At 31.2% G+C, this 19,144-nt stretch carries 14 protein-coding genes, 1 other RNA gene and 2 pseudogenes; 11 read left to right on the top strand and 6 right to left on the bottom strand.

All coding sequences use genetic code 11. The features are described from left to right. The 4 genes and pseudogenes from WOVOC_RS00005 to lipB form a co-directional block, all read left to right on the top strand. Nucleotides 1-253 (top strand): annotated as a pseudogene (locus tag WOVOC_RS00005) (GTPase ObgE); the annotation flags it as partial. A gap of 364 nt (nucleotides 254-617) precedes the next feature. Further along, nucleotides 618-947, top strand: a transfer-messenger RNA (tmRNA) gene (ssrA, locus tag WOVOC_RS04380). A gap of 24 nt (nucleotides 948-971) precedes the next feature. Further along, a complete protein-coding gene (locus WOVOC_RS00015) occupies nucleotides 972-1,409 on the top strand; it encodes a ClpXP protease specificity-enhancing factor SspB (protein ID WP_025263914.1) in 438 nt (145 codons plus the stop codon). 1,388 nt (nucleotides 1,410-2,797) lie between these two features. Further along, nucleotides 2,798-3,415 carry a lipoyl(octanoyl) transferase LipB gene (gene lipB, locus WOVOC_RS00025; protein WP_014868908.1) on the top strand — a complete coding sequence of 206 codons (618 nt, stop codon included), beginning with the start codon at nucleotides 2,798-2,800 and terminating at the stop codon, nucleotides 3,413-3,415. 666 nt (nucleotides 3,416-4,081) lie between these two features. Here the strand turns inward: lipB and WOVOC_RS00030 are convergent. The 4 genes from WOVOC_RS00030 to trmD form a co-directional block, all read right to left on the bottom strand. Next, a complete protein-coding gene (locus WOVOC_RS00030) occupies nucleotides 4,082-4,879 on the bottom strand; it encodes a phosphoribosylformylglycinamidine synthase subunit PurQ (protein WP_025263915.1) in 798 nt (265 codons plus the stop codon). Between the two features lie 3 nt (nucleotides 4,880-4,882). Then, nucleotides 4,883-6,133 (bottom strand): phosphate ABC transporter permease PstA, encoded by a 1,251-nt coding sequence (pstA, locus tag WOVOC_RS00035; RefSeq protein ID WP_025263916.1) that lies wholly within the window; start codon nucleotides 6,131-6,133, stop codon nucleotides 4,883-4,885. A 113-nt stretch (nucleotides 6,134-6,246) separates the two neighbouring features. Continuing rightward, complete coding sequence (gene rplS / locus WOVOC_RS00040; RefSeq protein ID WP_025263917.1) at nucleotides 6,247-6,621, bottom strand: 50S ribosomal protein L19; 375 nt, start codon at nucleotides 6,619-6,621, stop codon at nucleotides 6,247-6,249. Continuing rightward, nucleotides 6,605-7,312, bottom strand: coding sequence for a tRNA (guanosine(37)-N1)-methyltransferase TrmD (gene trmD / locus WOVOC_RS00045; protein WP_025263918.1), 708 nt, complete (start codon nucleotides 7,310-7,312; stop codon nucleotides 6,605-6,607). Before trmD ends, rplS begins: the two co-directional genes overlap by 17 nt. Nucleotides 7,313-7,380: 68 nt before the next feature. On the opposite strand from trmD, the pseudogene purC reads away from it, so the two are divergent. Then, nucleotides 7,381-8,129, top strand: a pseudogene (gene purC / locus WOVOC_RS04080) (phosphoribosylaminoimidazolesuccinocarboxamide synthase). Here purC and purM read toward each other — a convergent pair. After that, a complete protein-coding gene (gene purM, locus WOVOC_RS00055; protein WP_025263919.1) occupies nucleotides 8,126-9,163 on the bottom strand; it encodes a phosphoribosylformylglycinamidine cyclo-ligase in 1,038 nt (345 codons plus the stop codon). The pseudogene purC and the gene purM overlap by 4 nt on opposite strands. Nucleotides 9,164-9,296: 133 nt before the next feature. On the opposite strand from purM, the gene WOVOC_RS00060 reads away from it, so the two are divergent. Then, on the top strand, nucleotides 9,297-9,590 hold the full coding sequence (locus tag WOVOC_RS00060; protein ID WP_014868915.1) for a hypothetical protein: 294 nt from the start codon (nucleotides 9,297-9,299) through the stop codon (nucleotides 9,588-9,590). A gap of 5 nt (nucleotides 9,591-9,595) precedes the next feature. Continuing rightward, on the top strand, nucleotides 9,596-9,955 hold the full coding sequence (locus WOVOC_RS00065; RefSeq protein WP_014868916.1) for a hypothetical protein: 360 nt from the start codon (nucleotides 9,596-9,598) through the stop codon (nucleotides 9,953-9,955). 158 nt (nucleotides 9,956-10,113) lie between these two features. On the opposite strand, the gene WOVOC_RS00070 is transcribed toward WOVOC_RS00065, so the two are convergent. Further along, on the bottom strand, nucleotides 10,114-10,929 hold the full coding sequence (locus WOVOC_RS00070) for a transporter associated domain-containing protein (RefSeq protein WP_025263921.1): 816 nt from the start codon (nucleotides 10,927-10,929) through the stop codon (nucleotides 10,114-10,116). 388 nt (nucleotides 10,930-11,317) lie between these two features. Between WOVOC_RS00070 and hemE the strand changes: the two genes are divergently transcribed. The 4 genes from hemE (at nucleotide 11,318) to glyA (ending at nucleotide 17,389) form a co-directional block, all read left to right on the top strand. Further along, complete coding sequence (hemE, locus tag WOVOC_RS00075) at nucleotides 11,318-12,328, top strand: uroporphyrinogen decarboxylase (RefSeq protein ID WP_025263922.1); 1,011 nt, start codon at nucleotides 11,318-11,320, stop codon at nucleotides 12,326-12,328. Between the two features lie 69 nt (nucleotides 12,329-12,397). After that, the gene (locus tag WOVOC_RS00080) at nucleotides 12,398-13,591 is read left to right on the top strand and encodes a pyridoxal phosphate-dependent aminotransferase (RefSeq protein ID WP_025263923.1); all 1,194 of its coding nucleotides are present in this window, start codon (nucleotides 12,398-12,400) and stop codon (nucleotides 13,589-13,591) included. A gap of 1,243 nt (nucleotides 13,592-14,834) precedes the next feature. Next, complete coding sequence (locus WOVOC_RS00085) at nucleotides 14,835-16,055, top strand: MFS transporter (RefSeq protein WP_029784302.1); 1,221 nt, start codon at nucleotides 14,835-14,837, stop codon at nucleotides 16,053-16,055. A 56-nt stretch (nucleotides 16,056-16,111) separates the two neighbouring features. Further along, nucleotides 16,112-17,389, top strand: coding sequence for a serine hydroxymethyltransferase (gene glyA / locus WOVOC_RS00090; protein ID WP_025263925.1), 1,278 nt, complete (start codon nucleotides 16,112-16,114; stop codon nucleotides 17,387-17,389). Nucleotides 17,390-19,144 lie beyond the last annotated feature (1,755 nt).

Below are 19,144 nucleotides of genomic sequence, written 5' to 3' on the forward strand. Positions count from 1 at the left end.
ACGCAATGAGTTGAAGCTTTACAATTATAATCTCATTAAAAAGGAAGAAATTGTAGTATTAAACAAATGCGACTTGTTGCAAGAAGCAGAAATTCTTAAAAAGAGAAATTACTTAGTTAATTATCTTAATAAAGAAATACTATGTTTATCAATTAATGATGATTTACAGCCTATTCTAAGATTATTAAGTGAGAAATTAAAAAAAAGCGACTCAAAAAGAACTACTAATGTATACGACCCTTTCAAGATATAAACTCCCCCCCTATTCAATACTTATACAGGCATGTGATAATTAAGGATTTTAATAGCTTAAGTGGTTTTTTATTAAGAGTATAAAATTTTAGACATAAGGTCCACCACATAAAAAAAGATTCAAAAAAAATGTAATGCATACGTGAAAGAGATTAAACACGTGTATACGCACCTATGTACATTAAAAAATGTGTACACTTCATTTTAACTGAAATTTAGATAAAAACCTGTAGGCAGAGATAAATTTTAAGCTCTCTAAATACCTTTATTGTAACCAGTAGTATCATTAAATAAACAAATAAAGTAATCTCTTTATACTAAGAAATCTTAATTTTACTTTAGTTATTAATCATCTTGAAGTTAAATATCTTGACATCTACTCAATGCTACTACATAATAAGTGTGTGCATTTTGTACACTATGGCAATAAAATTACCTTGTAATAGGTGTATTGGACCCGAGGGCAGTACTCGGCGCCTCCACCATATTTTTACATGGGGGTGAATAAGGATCGACATACATAGTAAAGATGGTAGCTTTGCTCGGTCAGATACCACCGTTAAGAGTTTATAATTTAGATGCAAACGATAATTTTGCTGCTAATAGTAATGTTGTAGCATTAGTTGCTTAAACTAAGCTATAATCTTATTACTATAAGCACGGTTTGGGAACGCCGGGTAACAGAAAGTTCCCCAAGAATTTATGTGTATAAAAGTTATATGAATAAAACAGATTACAAAAAATCACTTACTTTTGCAAAGTTTCAAGTTGTCAAAAAGGCTTTAGCCATCATATCAGATAATGATTTCACACCTCATTTAGAAATACTATTTTTTACATATCTTAATGGCGTTATCGTGCCAGATTATTTGAAAAAGTCATACCCTACCCAAATGCTTATCATATTACAGCATCAGTCTCATGGTTTAAAAGTTTTTGAGGACAGATTTAGTGTCAGGTTAAGCTTTCACGGAAAACAAGAACAAATTACTGTATCACTTTTTGCTATCAGTGAGTTTCACGATAAAACTTCAGGAGATGTTTTAATATTTGATAAAATCAGTATAGATTCTGACAAAAAATACAATGGTAAAAAATGTACTAAAAAATTATTAAGCAGTAGCATTATACATATAGATCAGCTGCGTGATAAGTAGTCATTGAAAACTCAGTTTCGTAACACGCAAAAGAGGGAAAAAGTTACCTTAATTAAACAATGAGCGGAAGATTTTGTGTTGTAATTTATTTAGACGTAATTAGGAAACATGTTTTTTCCACATCAATGAATATTTATGTACATAATCACTAATTACAAGTCGGATAGCTGCCTGAAGTTGCCCAGCACTTGAATTATTAAGATTCCTATTTGATGATTATTTTTAATCATCCCTAAAATAATCACACACAATTCCAGCTTTAGAACATGCCGTACTGTAGTATCTTCGAAAGTAACAGAATCAATCAGATATTTTTCATTGAATCTCAAGCCTCATCCTCATCTTAAATCCATCTCTGTTTTCTTTTAGAAAGGTTTTTATTCTATCAAGTGAATTACCCATAGTAAGAGTGGCTGAGGTAAAGTATCAATTAACTGCTTATACAAGTTATGTAGGAATACTCTCTTTTTTTATTTTCAGTATCATTTGAGCTTGAAATTACAAATTCCTCTTACTTACATACAAATTCGCAGCTTTTAGTTTTACTATATACAATTACTATTAATTCAACAACATAATTTAAAGGAGTATTTCCAAGAAAATTCTTTATATTAACACTCACCTTTACTTTCCAAGCCTTCTTTAAGAAAGACTAACCTCAATCATTAACACAAGACCTGAATAATGATCGTTCTCCGCTCTTAAGAGTTAATATTATTCTCCACTTAAATTACCACCACCTTCCATCTGCTGACTTACATACTACATTTTGATCTTACCCTATTTTGAACATTGCTTAGTTTTCACAAGTACCAGTTTAATTATATTGATCTACATTATACGCACCACCATAATTGGTGTAGCTCATATTAAAGTACTCAAAAGATTGAAGGTTTTAAGATTTAACATTGCTATATGTTCGGTCAAGCTTACCAAAATTAAAGTCGTAGTTATTATTATTCACAAGTACAGCAGATACATAAGAAACATTATTCCCTCAATAATTTTAATCTTATCTGTCGCAGAAGGCAAAGTTATGTTGGTAGTTTTTCCTGCTATTTTTCAATTCAATCATATCATCTAGCATAAGTATTTACCACTGATTAATCTATAAGTCATAATTACTCTCAACAAACTCTAATTTTGATATTATTAGGTTAGGAGAATAAAGCAACTTCAGTAATTGATAGACCTTCAGGTGTAACTTTTCCTAACCAGCATCGATAAAAATAAAGAGCGCCGAAGTGTAGTATCTACAACCGCATGATCGCTCAAAAACGCAATAATATCTTTAATAATATAGTCTTCTTTAGCAAAATTCTGGATTTCTTTCGGGATTAGAGTATCATTAACATCAATAACAGATCTAAAGAACAAAGAAATTGAACATGGTAAAATGGCTAATACCTGATCAGCTTATTGATTATAAGTATGCTGTAAAATTCATGGAAACAAAAGTTCAAGAAATTTATAACAATTCATCCGACGAGCTAGTATGGCTACTCCAACATCCTCCACTATACACAGCAGGGATTAGTGCAATAGATGATGAAATCGTTGAAGAATTGTTTCCTGTGCATAAAACAGGTAGGGGTGGTAAGTATACATACCATGGTCCAGGACAGCGTATTATATATTTAATGTTGAACCTTAAAAAAAGAAATAAATGCGATATAAAACTATATATTAGAAACCTAAGTAATTGGATCATAAGCGTTTTAAGGCACTTCAATATATTTGGAAAATTCAAAGAAGATAGAATAGGTGTTTGGGTAACTAAAAATGGAGTAGAAGAAAAAATAGCAGCTTTCGGTATTCGTTTAAGAAAATGGGTAACTTACCATGGTATAGCGCTCAACGTCTCTCCAGATCTTTCTCACTACAAGGGCATTATCCCTTGTGGACTAAAAGACTACGGTATTACATCAATGAAAAAACTAGGAGTTGAAGCTCCACTGCCTGAATTAGATGATATACTAAAAAAAGAGTTTTATAAGATATTTTAATATATTTCATCATCGTTTACTTTTTATACTCCAATTTATTTTCTATATAGACTAACTCTATCTATAACAATCAAAATCAAGTTGATATTATTCTTCCCTCTTCCAAGAGAAAAGAGTTAGACCTTATTACTATTAAATATCAAAGCTTTTACTATAACGCTTTGATATTTAACTTTCACCCATTTTTTGGAGAAAATATGCAGTAATGACAATCCTCTTTTTTCCAACTTTGATAAATTTTGAGCAAATAATTTTGATTAGTACACCAATTAATAATAGCAAAATAATTTAATATATTAGGGGAAATATGAACTTTTTATCTAATTTCCTATTTAGAAAGATAATCCTCTAGTAAAAAAGAAAGAATTATTTAAAACAAGCTCATATTTCTAGTGAAGTGGAAGCAGAAATTTTGATAACTTTACTAACTTCGGTACAATAATCTATTGAATCTATAAAAGAAAGATTCACAGAAAGTGTCAATTTTTCTATATCAATTTTCCAATAAAATAGGCAAATTCATGATCATTATATAATCCTTTATTCTTTAACACTTACACTACTATTATAGTGTCAAGACGAAAAAAAAGATTTTTATTTCTTATGGGTATATACAAAACATAAATTTTGCAGATTAATTTGCAATTAAATATCTGTAAAATCATCCTAACAAAAATATTTCAATGCATTTTCAAATATGAGCATCCCATCACCATACTTTGGCACAGCGGACTTTAGGCGCTTACACTTTTCTTTTTCAAGTGGCCAGTTATCTTGCTGAGTAAAAAATATCCCTCTCTCCGGATGAGGCATTAAAGCTAACACCTTACCATTCCTATCTGACAAAGCTGCTAAGTCATATATGGATCCATTTGGATTATAAGGAAACCGCAAGTTAGCATAGTTACCATTCTCATCAACGTAACGCAGTGCAATAGAGTTATTTTTAATCAAATGGCTCAAAACACCATTGCTCATAAAAAACTTACCTTCCCCATGAGCAATAGGAAGATACAACTCATCTAGACCATGTAGCCAAATAGAATTACTATGTGGATTAACTTTAACTCTAATCCAACGACATTGATAATTGCCTATATCATTACGTACTAAAGCTAAATCAAAAAATTCTGGAATTAATTTTACTAATATTTGACAACCGTTGCATATTCCTATAACAAGCCTGTCCTTAGATAAAAAATCTTGAAATTGATTCAATAAGTTGTTCTTAATGCGTAGAGCAAAAGCATTACCAGCACCAGTGTTATCACCGTAAGAAAAACCACCTGGAATTACAAGTATATCACTCGATTTCAATTCATCCGGATTACATATAATCTCATTAATATGAACAATTTTTACTTCTACATTACTAATACCAAGTTTTCTGCTACACTCTACAAATGCAAATGCAGTTTCTTTTTCACAATTTAAACCATAACCAAATAAAATAATAACTTTCATGAATTAAAAATTAAAAAACTCAAATTTTCTTTTCACAAAATTTGCCACTAAATTTAGAGCAAATAACATTATCAGTAAAGCTATAATTGCAATAGCAGCAAGTTCAATAAACGCAATTTCAGGACTACTTGACCATATGTATATTTGTACAGGTAAAACAGTTGCTGGATCGAAAAAGGATACAGGCGTATCAGCGATAAATGCTACCGTACCCACCATAAGCAAAGGAGAAGATTCACCTAAAACTCTTGCAACCGCAAGCATAGTACCATGTATTATTCTTGGTAACGCAATCGGCAAAGAGTGATCTAATATTACCTTGATATGAGGAGCCCCAAGAGCAAAAGCTGCATCCTTTATCGTAATAGGAACATTTGCAAAGGCATTTTTTGTTGCAATTATAATATTAGGCAACATCATAAATGAAAGAGTCATTCCACTAACAATTGGCGAAGAACGAGGTAGTTCAAATATGCCAAGATAGAGGGTTAGGCCTACTACTCCAAATATTATTGAAGGTACTGCAGTCAAATTATTTATACTAACCTCTACAATATTAGTCATTACACTATTTCTTGACATAAACTCATGAAGATAAACACCTGACATAATTCCTATTGGTAATGCTAAAGCTAAGCATACCATAATCGTCATTAAAGAGCCAACAAATGCTCCTAAAATTCCTGCATTTTCAGGTTCACGAGAATCAGATTTAAGAAACAAAGATTTATTAAAGAATTTTTTTACCCTTTTCTTCTCTTTTAGCCAGTTAAGTAATTTAGCGTGATGATCATTAAAATACTTATTCTTATTTATTGAATTAATTATACTTGATGCGGTAAACCAGATTTCATATTTACCACCATACTCCACTTTTCTACAAAAAAAGTTCTCTAATTCCTTATAAGAACTACGACTCAGAATCTCGTCACTATTTTTAAAATCAGTTCCTTTAAATACTCTACGCAGTGAATCATTAAGTAGTTCAATGGATTTGTATCTTAAATCACTAGGACTACCCGCTAAAAAAAAATCAGAGTTTACTTCTATTGGCAATAAAATTTTTGTTATTGTTAAGGCGCTATAAGAGTTAATTAATATACTCAGCAATATACATATAGGACAACCAAGTGAAATAACTAACGTTATAAAAGAACAAAAATACAATACTCTATTTCTTTTATTTTTTCTTTTTATACGAGCGTGTACACGCCTGGAGCGAAGCAACCTAAGGAATTTTGTCTCTATGCTCATTTTATAACTATTCTAAATAAGATATTCTCTCATATTAAATACTAATACCTTTTTTGTCACCTTAGTGCTCACATTATTGTACGATGTTGACGTCAAAACTCCATTTCACTCACCTAGACCCTATCGCTTTTATAAGTAGTACGCTCTTTTATTCTCGCAGACTTTCCAAATAGTTTACATAAGTAATACAGCTTTGCTCTACGAACCTTTCCCTTCCTTGTTACTTGAACTGAAACTAACGTAGGAGAACAAACAAAAAATTGGGATACTATACTTTCCTCATAACTCACTTTCCTAACCGTAAAAGAAGAGTGTAATCCACGATTCCTCTTCGATATACATACACCTTCAAATATTTGGATACGCTCACTTGCACCGTCAACTATTTTAAAAGTGACCTTTAAATCATCACCAGAACGAAACTCTGGTACTTTTTTAATTAGCATTTTCATTTGTTTATTATTAAACTTTTCAAGTAAATTTATCATTTATTTCTCCACCTAATAATTCAGGTCTACGTCTCTTTGTTATAATTTGAGACTGCCTCTGCCTCCAACCATTTATTTTTTCATGGTCACCAGACAACAAAACTTCAGGGACTTTACGTTTTCTCCATTGCTTAGGTCTAGTATATTGAGGATACTCAAGTATACCACCAGTATAACTAAAACTTTCTTCAATAAGACTATCTGAATTACCTATTACTCCAGGAAGAAGCCTAACACATGTATCAATAACCACCATAGCAGCTGGTTCACCTCCTGAAAGGATATAATCTCCAATACTTAATTCATAAGGAGTATACTCATCAATCACCCTCTGGTCAATACCCTCAAATCGACCACACAATATTGTTATGTGAGAGAATTTTATTAATTCTTTTGCAACATTCTGATTAAATTTTGTGCCAGATGGAGTCATATAAATAAATCTAGTATTCTTATGGGCAGAAAAAACACTATCAACTGCACTACCAATCACATCGGGACGCATAATCATTCCTGCTCCACCTCCATATGGAACATCGTCTACTGTTGAATGTTTATCTTCAGCAAAAAAACGTATATCTACTACTTCAAGGTTCCATATTTTTTTTTCTAACGCTTTTCCAGCAAGAGAATACTCTAGGAACCCAGGAAGCATCTCCGGAAATATGGTTAATATTGTAATATTGAACATCTTTATAGATTTGTAGCAAACCTAAGTAGAAATTGATATTATGTTTATAATACATAGTCAAACCATTTATGCTACCAGGTAAAATAATATATGAAGGTAAAGCTAAGTCTATTATTGAAACTAAAGACCCATTAACCGTGATACAGCACTTCAAAGACGATGTTACAGCATTTAATAAAAAAAAACATGAGGTTATTAAAGGTAAGGGAATAATCAATAATTTTATCAGTGCTTTCATCATGGAAAAACTTGAGAAAATGGTAATTAATACACACTTTATAAAAACTCTAAACGAAAGAGAACAGCTAGTTAAAAAACTAAAAATTGTACCTCTTGAGGTAGTAGTGAGAAACATTGCAGCAGGAAGTTTTTGTAAGCGCTTTAATATAAAAGAAGGTAAGAGACTTACATCTCCTATAATTGAGTTTTTTTATAAAAATGATAATCTAGCTGATCCAATGGTAATGATAATCTAGCTGATCCAATGGTAAATGAAAACCATATCATATATTTTGGCTGGTTATCTCGTAAAGAAATAGAAAAAATTAAAATTATAACCTTAAAAGCCAACACATTTCTAACAAACTTGTTTTCAAACGCAGGAATGGACCTGGTCGATATCAAATTAGAATTTGGCAGATTAATAAATAACAGTACAAAAATCGTCTTAGCTGACGAGATTAGCCCTGATAATTGTAGACTCTGGGATAAAAATACACACAAAAAATTAGACAAAGATATTTTTCGTTTAAGCTTAGGGGACTTAAAAGAAGCATACTTAGAAGTTGCAAAAAGGTTATCATTAAAGTTAGATTAACTAAGTACTATTCTATCAAAGGAAGGGTCACATACCTCATTGAGTCTTCCAATAATTTCAGTTTTCTCCCCATGTTTTTGAAAATGATCTTTTACATTTTGCATATTCTCAGGATCCACGATCAATACCATACCAATACCACAATTAAATATCTTTAACATTTCTTTCTTTCCTATCTTGCCTTCTTCCATTAACCATAAAAATATATCTGGCCATTCCCAAGAACTAGTATCTATATTTGCAAACAAATTTTTTGGAAGAATCCGTGGGATATTATCTACCAAGCTACCACCTGTAATATGTGCAATACCTTTTACTTGCGGTGTAATAGGTAACAGAGAGTCAACATATATCTTTGTTGGCTTAAGTAACACTTCTCCCCAAAATTGGCTATTCCATGGAGATAAATCATTATAGCTTATACCTAAATCTCTAAAAACACAACGTACTAAAGAGAACCCATTTGAGTGAATTCCACTTGACTCTAACCCAACTATATAATCACCAGCCTTCATTATACTATAATTCGGAAGAATTTTACTTTTATCAATTATTCCAACTACAAATCCTGCAAGGTCATAATGATCATTGTCATACATTCCAGGCATCTCTGCAGTTTCCCCACCAACTAACCCTATCTTAGCTTTCTTACATCCCTCTACAATACCACAAACTACAGAAAGCAAAATATCTTTATTCAAAATACCAGTTGCAAAATAATCAAGAAAAAATAAAGGTGTTGCTCCTTGTGCAAGTAAGTCATTTACACACATTGCAACTAAATCTATACCTATAGTATCATGTTTATTTACTTCTTGAGCTATTAACAGCTTTGTACCTACCCCATCGGTTGAGGAAACTAATACAGGATGATTATAATTTTTAATTAACTTAGCAAAATCAAACAGTGCAGAAAAAGAACCTACCTCACTAAGTACTTCTTCCTTTTTAGTTTTCTCAACAATGAGTTTGACTTCTTTCATCAACTTATTATACAGTTCAAGGTCTACTCCCGATTTAGAATAGGTATTCATAATCTCTTTATAAACTTCATAGTTATTAATACTATATTAATAAGCCATCACAAAAAGTACAACGAAACTTCCTCTCAATTGACTATCACACATTTACCAATATAGGGTAATTTAAATCATTTACAATCGCCTAATGAATGAAAACATCAAAAACATGTTATTAATAACAGAATTACTGTCAGGACAGCTGCTTCATGACTTCGCTAATTCTATGAATGGAATAATGTTTGGCTTAGAAGAGTTTGAAGAATACAATAAGAATAATGACATTGCGTGCAAAGAAGCGTTGTCATTACTTAAAGAAAGTTCTGATGATTTAATAAATAAACATAAAGTTATGAAGCAAGCATATTCTTCTTCAGCAGATAATTACAATTTTGGCCAAACTAAATCTAACATTGAAAGTTACTTATTAAAAAAAAAGTAAAGTTTATGTGGGAGATAGACGAATATCCTGTAAAAGGTAAAGAAGATTTAATTGAAAAAATAAATAAGATAATTTCTAATATGGCACTAACTATAGCTAGTGTAATAGCAGAGGTTGAATTAGTTTCTGTTTTATTAAGCCAAACAGAAGGTAAAACGTTATTAACTATAAAAATTTTAAACAAGCACAAGTTAATGAGCAAATCTTTAGCAAACAAATTAACAAAAAAAGATAGTATTAATTTAAATGCAAAAGATGTTAATGTCTATATGACTTCTCTATTACTAGAATATTATAACACTGAAATACATTGTTCTTGTAAAAATAATTTGCTAGAAATAGGTTTAGTTTTAACTCAAGGATAACCTCACACTTTACAAAAAGTATCTACAAGCTTAAGTATTAGTATAGGAACTAAAGTTGTTCAGCATCTTTAAAGGAAGGCATACTCGCTAAGCGAGTATCAACACGTTGTAAACCCTCTTATCTAAAAATGAGACAATTTTTTATAAAGGAGACCAATCTACTTTTTATAATCATTGAGGTCTAATATTATTCTATTAATGTAGCGCTCACTTGCATCCTTAATGATAAACTTTACACCATTTTTATACTTGATAATTTCACCCTCAGAAGGCACCTTACCTGCAATTGAAAGAATTAATCCACCAAGCGTAACGTAATCCTCTTTTGGATCACGTAATTCTATTTTTAAACTTTCCTCTATATCTTTTATAAGAGCCCTCGCTGACACCTCAAATTCATTTTGAGATAACTTAATGGTTGTGCATTCAAAAGATTCATTTTCACTATTAACGTTCGGTACTAATTTTTCTATAAGGTCGATCATTGAAATTAAACCATCAGTTCCACCGTATTCGTCTAGCACAACAGCTAAGTGTGGTCTAGCAGACTTCATTTTAATAAAAAGGTTAGTAATCTTCATTGAAGGCGGAACAAATATTACGTTTTGCACAAGACTTTTCAAATCAAAAATCTCATTTTTATCAAAAAGAACATCTTTCACATAAAAGAATCCTACTATGTTATCAAAGTTGTTCTTATAAACTAGTATCTTAGTGTGGTGAGTACTTCTTATCTTTTTTATTACTTCATGTCTACTTGATTCAATGTCTAACGCACATATTTCTGTACGTGGAGTCATTATATCAGTTATATTACAGTCATGAAATTTCAGCAAATCATTGAATACATTAAAACCTGGCAGATTTTTCATTAGTGCTTCGATTGCACATTTTCTCAGCATACGAAATCTCCCGAAAAGAAACAGAAAGACTTTACACACAATCTTTTCTCCTAAAGTCCTTTTTTTATTCAAGTTACTTCCTGTAATAGATAAAACACTTTCATATTAGATTTATCAAGAAAACTGTTGTCAAATATTTAATAAGTGTGTGAATAACATTAAATTAATCTGTGAGTTATATGTTGATATAAGATATTAACAGTTTCTCAACAACTTTCTCACCAGCATATACATAGCTATGTAACAACACACAACAAAAAAAAATTTTTCATAAAAAGAGATTGCCAATAATTTAAACATTTCACTTATACACACGGTTTACAATAGAAAGCCAATAACGTACTAAAGTTATTAACATACTTATCTACAAGTGAGACAAAGAGAGTTATCATTAACCTTTAAACTAGCAACAAATTATTAAGAATCTATTATTATTATATATATACCTTTTATATAAAAAATGAATAAGTCAATAATAGCAAGAATTATTAGAGACAGTAAACAAGCCGAAAAAACACCAATTTGGTTAATGCGTCAGGCAGGTAGATCTCTCCCAGAGTATCATAAAGCAATGGAAGGTGTGAGCAACTTTATGAAAGCATGCTATAACACAGATCTAATTACAAAACTAACACTCCAACCAGTGACAAGATTCAATATGGACGCAGCCATAATTTTTTCAGATATCTTAGTAATAGCTGATGTTTTAGGGTGTGATATAAATTTCGTACGTGGCATAGGTCCAGTAATAAAGCCTATAGAAAACCCTAAAGAGTTAACTGGTTTAGAAAAAATTGAGACTAAAACTTTGCCAATTCTAAATGCTATAAAAAAAGTAAGGTATGAATTATCAGAGGAAAAGTCTCTTATAGGATTTGCCGGGGGACCATGGACAATAGCTTCATACATTATAGAAGGTAGAAACAATAGAACTTTCTACAAAGCGCTAAATTTTTGTTCCTCAAAATTGGAAAAAATAATTGAACAAATAACAGAAGCAACGATTATTTATCTAACCAAACAAATAGAGTATGGAGTGGACGTTATTCAGCTATTTGATAGTAATGCTGGCATTCTTTCAGAAAAATTATTTAAAAAATATATCATTAAGCCAACAAGAGAGATTGTCTTAGCAATAAAAAATAAATTTTCAGATTTTCCGATAATAGGTTTCCCAAAATCTGCTGGAAAGCTCTACAAAGATTACTGTCAACAGACTAGTATATCCGCGATAAGCATAGATTATGACATTTCAGTAGAATGGGCAAAGACAAATCTAAAAGTTCCTCTACAAGGTAATCTTAATCCTAGTCTTTTAGCCTACGATCAAGCAGGGGCAATTAAAGAAGCAAAACATATAATGGATTGCTTTAGAGATTTACCTTTCATATTTAATCTTGGGCATGGAGTGCTTCCTGATACTCCAGTTGAAAATATTACTGCATTAGTGAATCTAGTAAAAAACTATTAACACGATAACGAAATCTCTGGCTTTTTTGTTGAACGAGGTTTATTATTTGGATTTGGCTTCAGTAAGATTATGTTAGAACTCGCAAAAAGAATGTCTTTAATAAAACTATCACCTACAATTGCTGTAACTGATAAGGTAAATAGACTAAAAAGTCAAGGAAAAGAGATCTGTGTTTTAGCTGCAGGGGAACCAGACTTTGATACTCCAGGTCATATAAAGAAAGCAGCTATCCAAGCAATAAATGAAGGTAAAACTAAGTATACTGCTGTTGATGGAACGCGTGAGCTTAAAGGAGCGATAATTGACAAGCTAAAAAGGGACAACGATCTTGAATATATGCCTAGCCAAATTTGTGTTAGTGCTGGTGCTAAGCAAGTACTGTTTAACTTGCTTATGGCAACGATTAACCCTGAAGATGAAGCTGTAATTCCAGCTCCTTGCTGGGTTTCATACGTTGATATGGTAAGCTTTTTTGGCGGCTTACCAGTTATAGCAGAATGCAAGGAAAACTTTAAACTGACATCAGAGTTATTGAGAAGTAAGATAACTGAAAAGACTAAATGGTTAATTCTCAATTCGCCAAATAATCCAGCAGGAGTTGTATATACATATGACGAATTGAAGAAAATAGCACAAATATTGCTTGAGTATCCACACGTGAACATTATTACGGATGATATTTACGAACACATAGTATACGATGGAAAGTTTTTTACTATTGCTCAGGTTGAGCCAAGGCTCTATGACAGAGTTTTTGTAGTTAATGGAGTATCAAAAGCTTATGCAATGACAGGTTGGAGAATAGGTTATGTTGCTGGTAGAAGTGATGTAGTAAAAGCTATTTCTATACTGCAGTCTCAGAGTACTTCAAATCCAAATTCAATAGCACAGGCAGCAGCGGTTGAAGCATTAAATGGTAATCATGATTTTCTAAAAGAAAGGATAAAAATTTTTAAAAATCGCAGAGATTTTGTGGCTGAAAAATTGGGCTCCGTTCCAGGGTTGTCGGTGTTTATTCCACAAGGTGCGTTCTACTTGTTTATTTCGTGTGAAAATCTGTTGGGTAAGAGTACAAAAAACGGTAAAGTAATAAATAATGATCTTGATTTTGCTGAGTATTTGTTAGAAGACCATTTAGTTGCTGTGATTCCAGGGGTTGCGTTTAGTCTGAAAAACTTTATTAGAGTTTCTTATGCGACTTCTCAGGAGCAACTAGAGATTGGGTGTAATAGTATTGTAAAAGCATGTGAGATGCTAAGTTAGCTATTCTGTATTTCCTTGTGTTAATAAAATAAATCTAATATATGATATATTTAGTATTAGCTAGCTTATTTTAAGTGGTATAGAATTGTACCTCTAAAATAATAGTAATATGGCTTTTTTTTTATTATCCTTTCTATAGGAACCGTTCTAGTTTATAGCTTTGTAAGTCTTTATTTTGTCTTATTGGCGATAAGTATAGTATGTTTCTTTTTATACATCTTGCATAATTTAGATTGGCGTAAGTTATATAGGTATAATAATGATGGGAATAAATGTTTTTTAATGATCTAGTTAATTTTAGACCGTTTAATTTTTTCTTACTTTGGTAACGTTCAATATTTTAGGCTTGAAGGTTTTTCTAATAAATGATTAGAAATTAGTTGTAACCAAAAATCAGAGCAAAGTAAGTTAGGAAATTTGTTTTCCTATGTTAGTAATGTTTACTAGAAGTTATCTTTAGCTTTCTAACTTGTAAAGAAAGCCGTACCCCATTAATCAAATGAACACATTTTTTATGTTTAGCTTCTCATTTTTCTTATTTTGTTAAATCAAGTTTATGTTGTTTATCTTATTTACTAAATTTTCTCTTTAGATTTTTTAAATAGCTTCCGTTGATGTGATGTTTACTATTGAATTTTGTAATGACTTCTTTCTTTTTTAGGTAAGTGCTTAGAAGTTTTAGCACTTAGTGTTTAGCAAAAACCTAAACAAATTTTTATCAAGTCTTAAATCTTTATATAGACTTTCTAAATCTTTATCATAGTGCTTTGCTTGATTTACGATAATTTTATTATTTCTTCTATCTTGCTTAAAAGCTCTCTATTTAGTCTATCATGTCTGTTACCTAGATGGTGTGTTAGGTGTCTTACTTAATACTTTCATATGTGATTTTGTAGTATATTGTTTGTTGTTTTCATGTTCGCTGATCTATCTTTTACTTTAGTATTATGTCATTCTATATGTAAAGAGGCTAATCAACTGGGTAGATGTAATGGTTTTGATGCTAAGTTTGTTAAAAATTATGCTATTTAAGATAAAATTTTATTACAAAATAAAAGTATAAATAAAATTTGTGAAGGAAACAAAGTAAAAAGCCTTTTTAGAAAATATTCTCTTTATGCTATAAAATTTAGTCGATATATGATAGTTATGAATTTAATTTTGTTAAACTTTAATAAATTGAAAAAATATTTGCAAAGATGTTGCTTTTTGTAGCTAGAGCACCTATAGTAGTAAATTTAAAATGAGTTTTGTGTTACAGAGAAAGTTTTTAGTATGGTTATTAGCATCACTCTTTTATGCATATCAATATATATTACGTGTAATCCCAAATATAATCACACCTGGGTTAATGACAAAGTTTAATATAAACATAGTTGATGTCGGTCAATTTAGTGGGTTATACTATGTAGGATATACATTAGCTCATATACCTGTTGGTCTTTTTCTTGATAGATCTGGGCCAAAGCTTATTTTGCCTATATGCACTATTTTAACATTTGTTGGAACACTACCACTTATATATTTTGATGAATGGTATCCTTCAATTCTTGGTAGAATACTTGTTGGAGTTGGATCATCTGCTTCAGCAATTGGGATCTTTAAAGTTGCAACCATGTATTTCTCTCGAGAAAGATCAGCAAAAATGACTAGTTTATCTATAATAATAGGGTTACTGGGAGCTATTTATGGCGGATTACCTCTAGATTTCTTACTTAATAGCTTTGGTTGGGATTATGTTATATATGCTTTCTCAATAATTGGTTGTTTACTCGCTTTGTTGTTATTTTTTGTAACACCAAATAATAATACACAAGAAGCTATAAATAGCAATATACTTCAAGATTTAAAAAGTGTACTTTGTAACAAGCACATAGTTTTGATTAGTTTTTTTGGTAGCTTAATGATTGGTCCACTAGAAGGTTTTGCTGATGGCTGGGCAAGAACGTTCTTATGTGAAGTCTATCAGATAACAGGAGATTTGGCATCTTTTCTTTCTTCTTTTATATTTATAGGTTTTGGAGCTGGAACATTCTTTTTAGCTTTTTTATTAGAGAAGTATCCAAGTAGGCATTATGAAGTGATTATTACATGTTCTCTTACAATGATTATCAGCTTCATCTTACTTTTTATACAGGTTGGTGGTTTATATGTTGTGGTTCCTACACTTCTTATTATCGGCTTTGCATCTGGATATCAGGTAATTACCATTTACAAAGCAATAAGCTACGTAAGCAATAACTTAGTAGGACTAGCTACAGCTGTTTCAAATATGATAATTATGATTTTTGGCTATTTTTTTCATATTGGGATTGCAAAAATAGTAAGTTTCTATTGGGATAGAACAGTAATACAAGGGAATCCTGTGTATGGTCCTGAACTGTTGATAAAGGCAATATCAATTATTCCTGTATGCCTACTTTTGGCTGTTTTCGGTTTTGTGTGGTTAAGGGAACGTTCTTAAAACTACTTGTAGATAGAGTGTATTTTAGTATTATTAAGCTTAACATGGTTTGATTTATGGCAAGCGTTTCAGAGGAAGTTTTCATCCTTAAAAAGGGTTTAAGATTTTCTGATAGTGAAGTTTATCAATCTATAGAGAAAGAGTTGCAGCGTCAAAGGTCACAACTGCAGCTGATTGCATCAGAAAATTTTGCAAGTAGAGCAGTAATGGAAGCGCAAGGTTCTTTTCTAACTAATAAATATGCAGAAGGTTACCCAGGAAAAAGGTATTATTGTGGCTGCGAATATGTAGATAAAGTTGAAAATCTCGCCATAAAAAGACTTTGTAAACTGTTTGGTGTTAAGTTTGCAAATGTTCAGCCTCACTCTGGTTCTCAGGCAAATCAAGCAGTGTTTGCTTCACTGCTTTCTCCAGGCGATGCAATACTTGGTTTATCATTAAGTTGTGGTGGGCACTTAACTCATGGTGCAACGCCGAGTCTTTCTGGTAAGTGGTTTAAGTCAATTCAGTATACGGTTAGACGAGATACTTATTTGCTCGATATGGATGAAATAGAAGAACTAGCGCTTGAGCATAAACCAAAATTAATAATAGCTGGTGCTTCTGCTTATCCAAGGAGAATAAACTTTAAGCGTTTTCGTGAGATTGCAGATAAGATTAGTGCATATTTACTTGCAGATATTGCTCATTATGCGGGGCTTATAGCAGTAGGTGAGTACCCATCACCTACTGAATATGCACATGTTATAACCTCTACTACTCATAAAACTTTACGCGGCCCTCGTGGTGGGGTAATAATGACAAATGATGAAGTATTACATAAAAAAATTCAATCTGCAGTTTTTCCAGGATTGCAAGGTGGACCGCTTATGCATGTAATAGCTGCAAAAGCTGTTGCATTTAAAGAAGCATTAGCACCGGAGTTTAAAACTTATAGCAAAAAAGTTATTGAGAATGCTAAAGCTTTGGCTCGAGCTCTGAAAGAGTATGGGCTGAACATTGTAACTGGTGACACTGACTCTCATATGGTGTTAATTGACTTAAGACCGCAGAAATTAACTGGAAAAGGCGTTGTGGATAGCCTTGAGAGAGCTGGTATTATTTGCAATAAAAACTCTATACCGTTTGATACAGAAAAAACGACTATTACTTCAGGACTGCGTTTCGGTACTGCTGCTGAAACAACACGTGGGCTTGAGGCGAAAAATTTTAAAGAAATAGCTGAGCTAATAAATAAAGTAATTCAGGGATTAATTAGTGGAGATAGCTCAAATGTCGAAAAAGTAGTGAAAGACAAAGTTGAAAAGATTTGTAATAATTTTCCTATTTATTAGTTGTGATGATATATATATTGCATCATCCTAATACAAATGCATAAGCTATATGGGATTGTGGTTTGTAGTTAATTTTTATAATAGACAGTGTTTTTTAATGCTTTTGATGATATCGCCTCAATATTGTAATACTTGAATTTAAATAATGAAGATTATCTTTGTTCTATGGCTTAACTATAAGATCTAGTTTTTGAAGTACTTAGATTCCAGCGTGTGATGCTGGAATGATAAAAAAAATACAAAAGTAAGTATTGTAATATGTAATCTAAGTTAATTTACCAATCACTAGGAAAGTTAAATATTTTCGTTAATTGAAACCTCAAAAACTAGTTGGATATTATTTTTTTACAGAGCCTTATAATTTTCTGATTCTTTACGTTGACCTCAATTTTAACGATACTTTAAAACGTTGTGTTACTGCTAGGGTTCCTTTTACTTTTACTGCAGTACGTAAGTCTGTATTTTCTACCATAGCTTTTTTGTGAGTCTATGTTACTTACAAGATCTATTTCTAATGAGAGTTTTTGAGTACCTTTACATCTTTTTTCCTAAAATTATTTTTGCTTTTGTAGCGCTGAATAGTTAAGCATCTGCATCTATAACTCCGTGGTAGTAAGCTTTTTTGCTACTTTTTCTGTAAGAACTAGTTTATCGGTTTTACTACTTTCTACAGAAGTAAATTTTTCAGAGCTGCACCTAAATTATTTATATTATACTTTTTGTATAATACCATAATTAAGCTCTCTATTTGTTCTTCCTTTTCCTTCTATGTCAAGAGGTATATTTGTTTTGCTTACCTTATCTTTCAGGGTTGTAATTTTAACTTTCCTAAATTTATTGTGCCAGTGATTTTATTTTGTGTTTTGAAAGCTGAACCAGCTGTTACAGCATTCTTCATTAATTACAAAAACTATGAGATGCATGAAAAAAGCATAATTTTTATGAATACTGAATTTTACATAAATTTTCTGAAGGCTTATTGTTTTAGAATTTTCCTCCTATTATCCAAATATGTAGCAGATTGTATTATAGGTTACTTTAACCAAAAGTATTAAGAAATTTGTTAAACAAAAAAGATAAAAAAACTTATTGATATTTATATTTATTTCTTTATTTATAGTATAACGATAAACTTAATATTGTGCTTATTGTTTCTAATTCTACAATCTAGTTTGTATGTATGTTTCTAACAAAAGCTAGTTAGTAGACTTTATTACTTAAAGATGAGAAGCGAAGTTATTACTATTTCTAGTACGCTGTTGTTCTGTTGTTTTTTTAGTGGTGTATTTTTGAGAAAAAAATAAGTGATTTATAGCAATAATAGTACAACCAGTAGTTTTTTCAGTAAGGGTTTAGGAGTGTAGGTTACAAAGTTGTCCTGTATACTTTAGTTTTTTTAATGCGGTTAAATTTTTTTAATGAAACCAAACTTGTCTCAGGAGTAAGTGATAAGATTGCTGTTGTTTATTTATTTGATGGTGAGAATGTGAAAAAAGTTACGGGGTATATAAGCTAGAGGTAACTTTTATTGTGTTGTAAAATATAAAAGTTAATCTAGAATGCTAGAGCTAAACTTGGAAAATATTACAGTTAAGTTTTCTGTTGATGATCATATAAATATGATTAATCTGAATGAAGGAGAACTTTATTAGTATTAAACAGAAGATAACTCACGTAGTTAATTCTAATCATGCGCTTGTACTAGTATATATTTCAGAAAATAAAATAAGCAAATAAGATAGAGCTTGGTAGTAT

This window comes from Wolbachia endosymbiont of Onchocerca volvulus str. Cameroon (genome assembly GCF_000530755.1).
Taxonomy (GTDB): Bacteria; Pseudomonadota; Alphaproteobacteria; order Rickettsiales; family Anaplasmataceae; genus Wolbachia.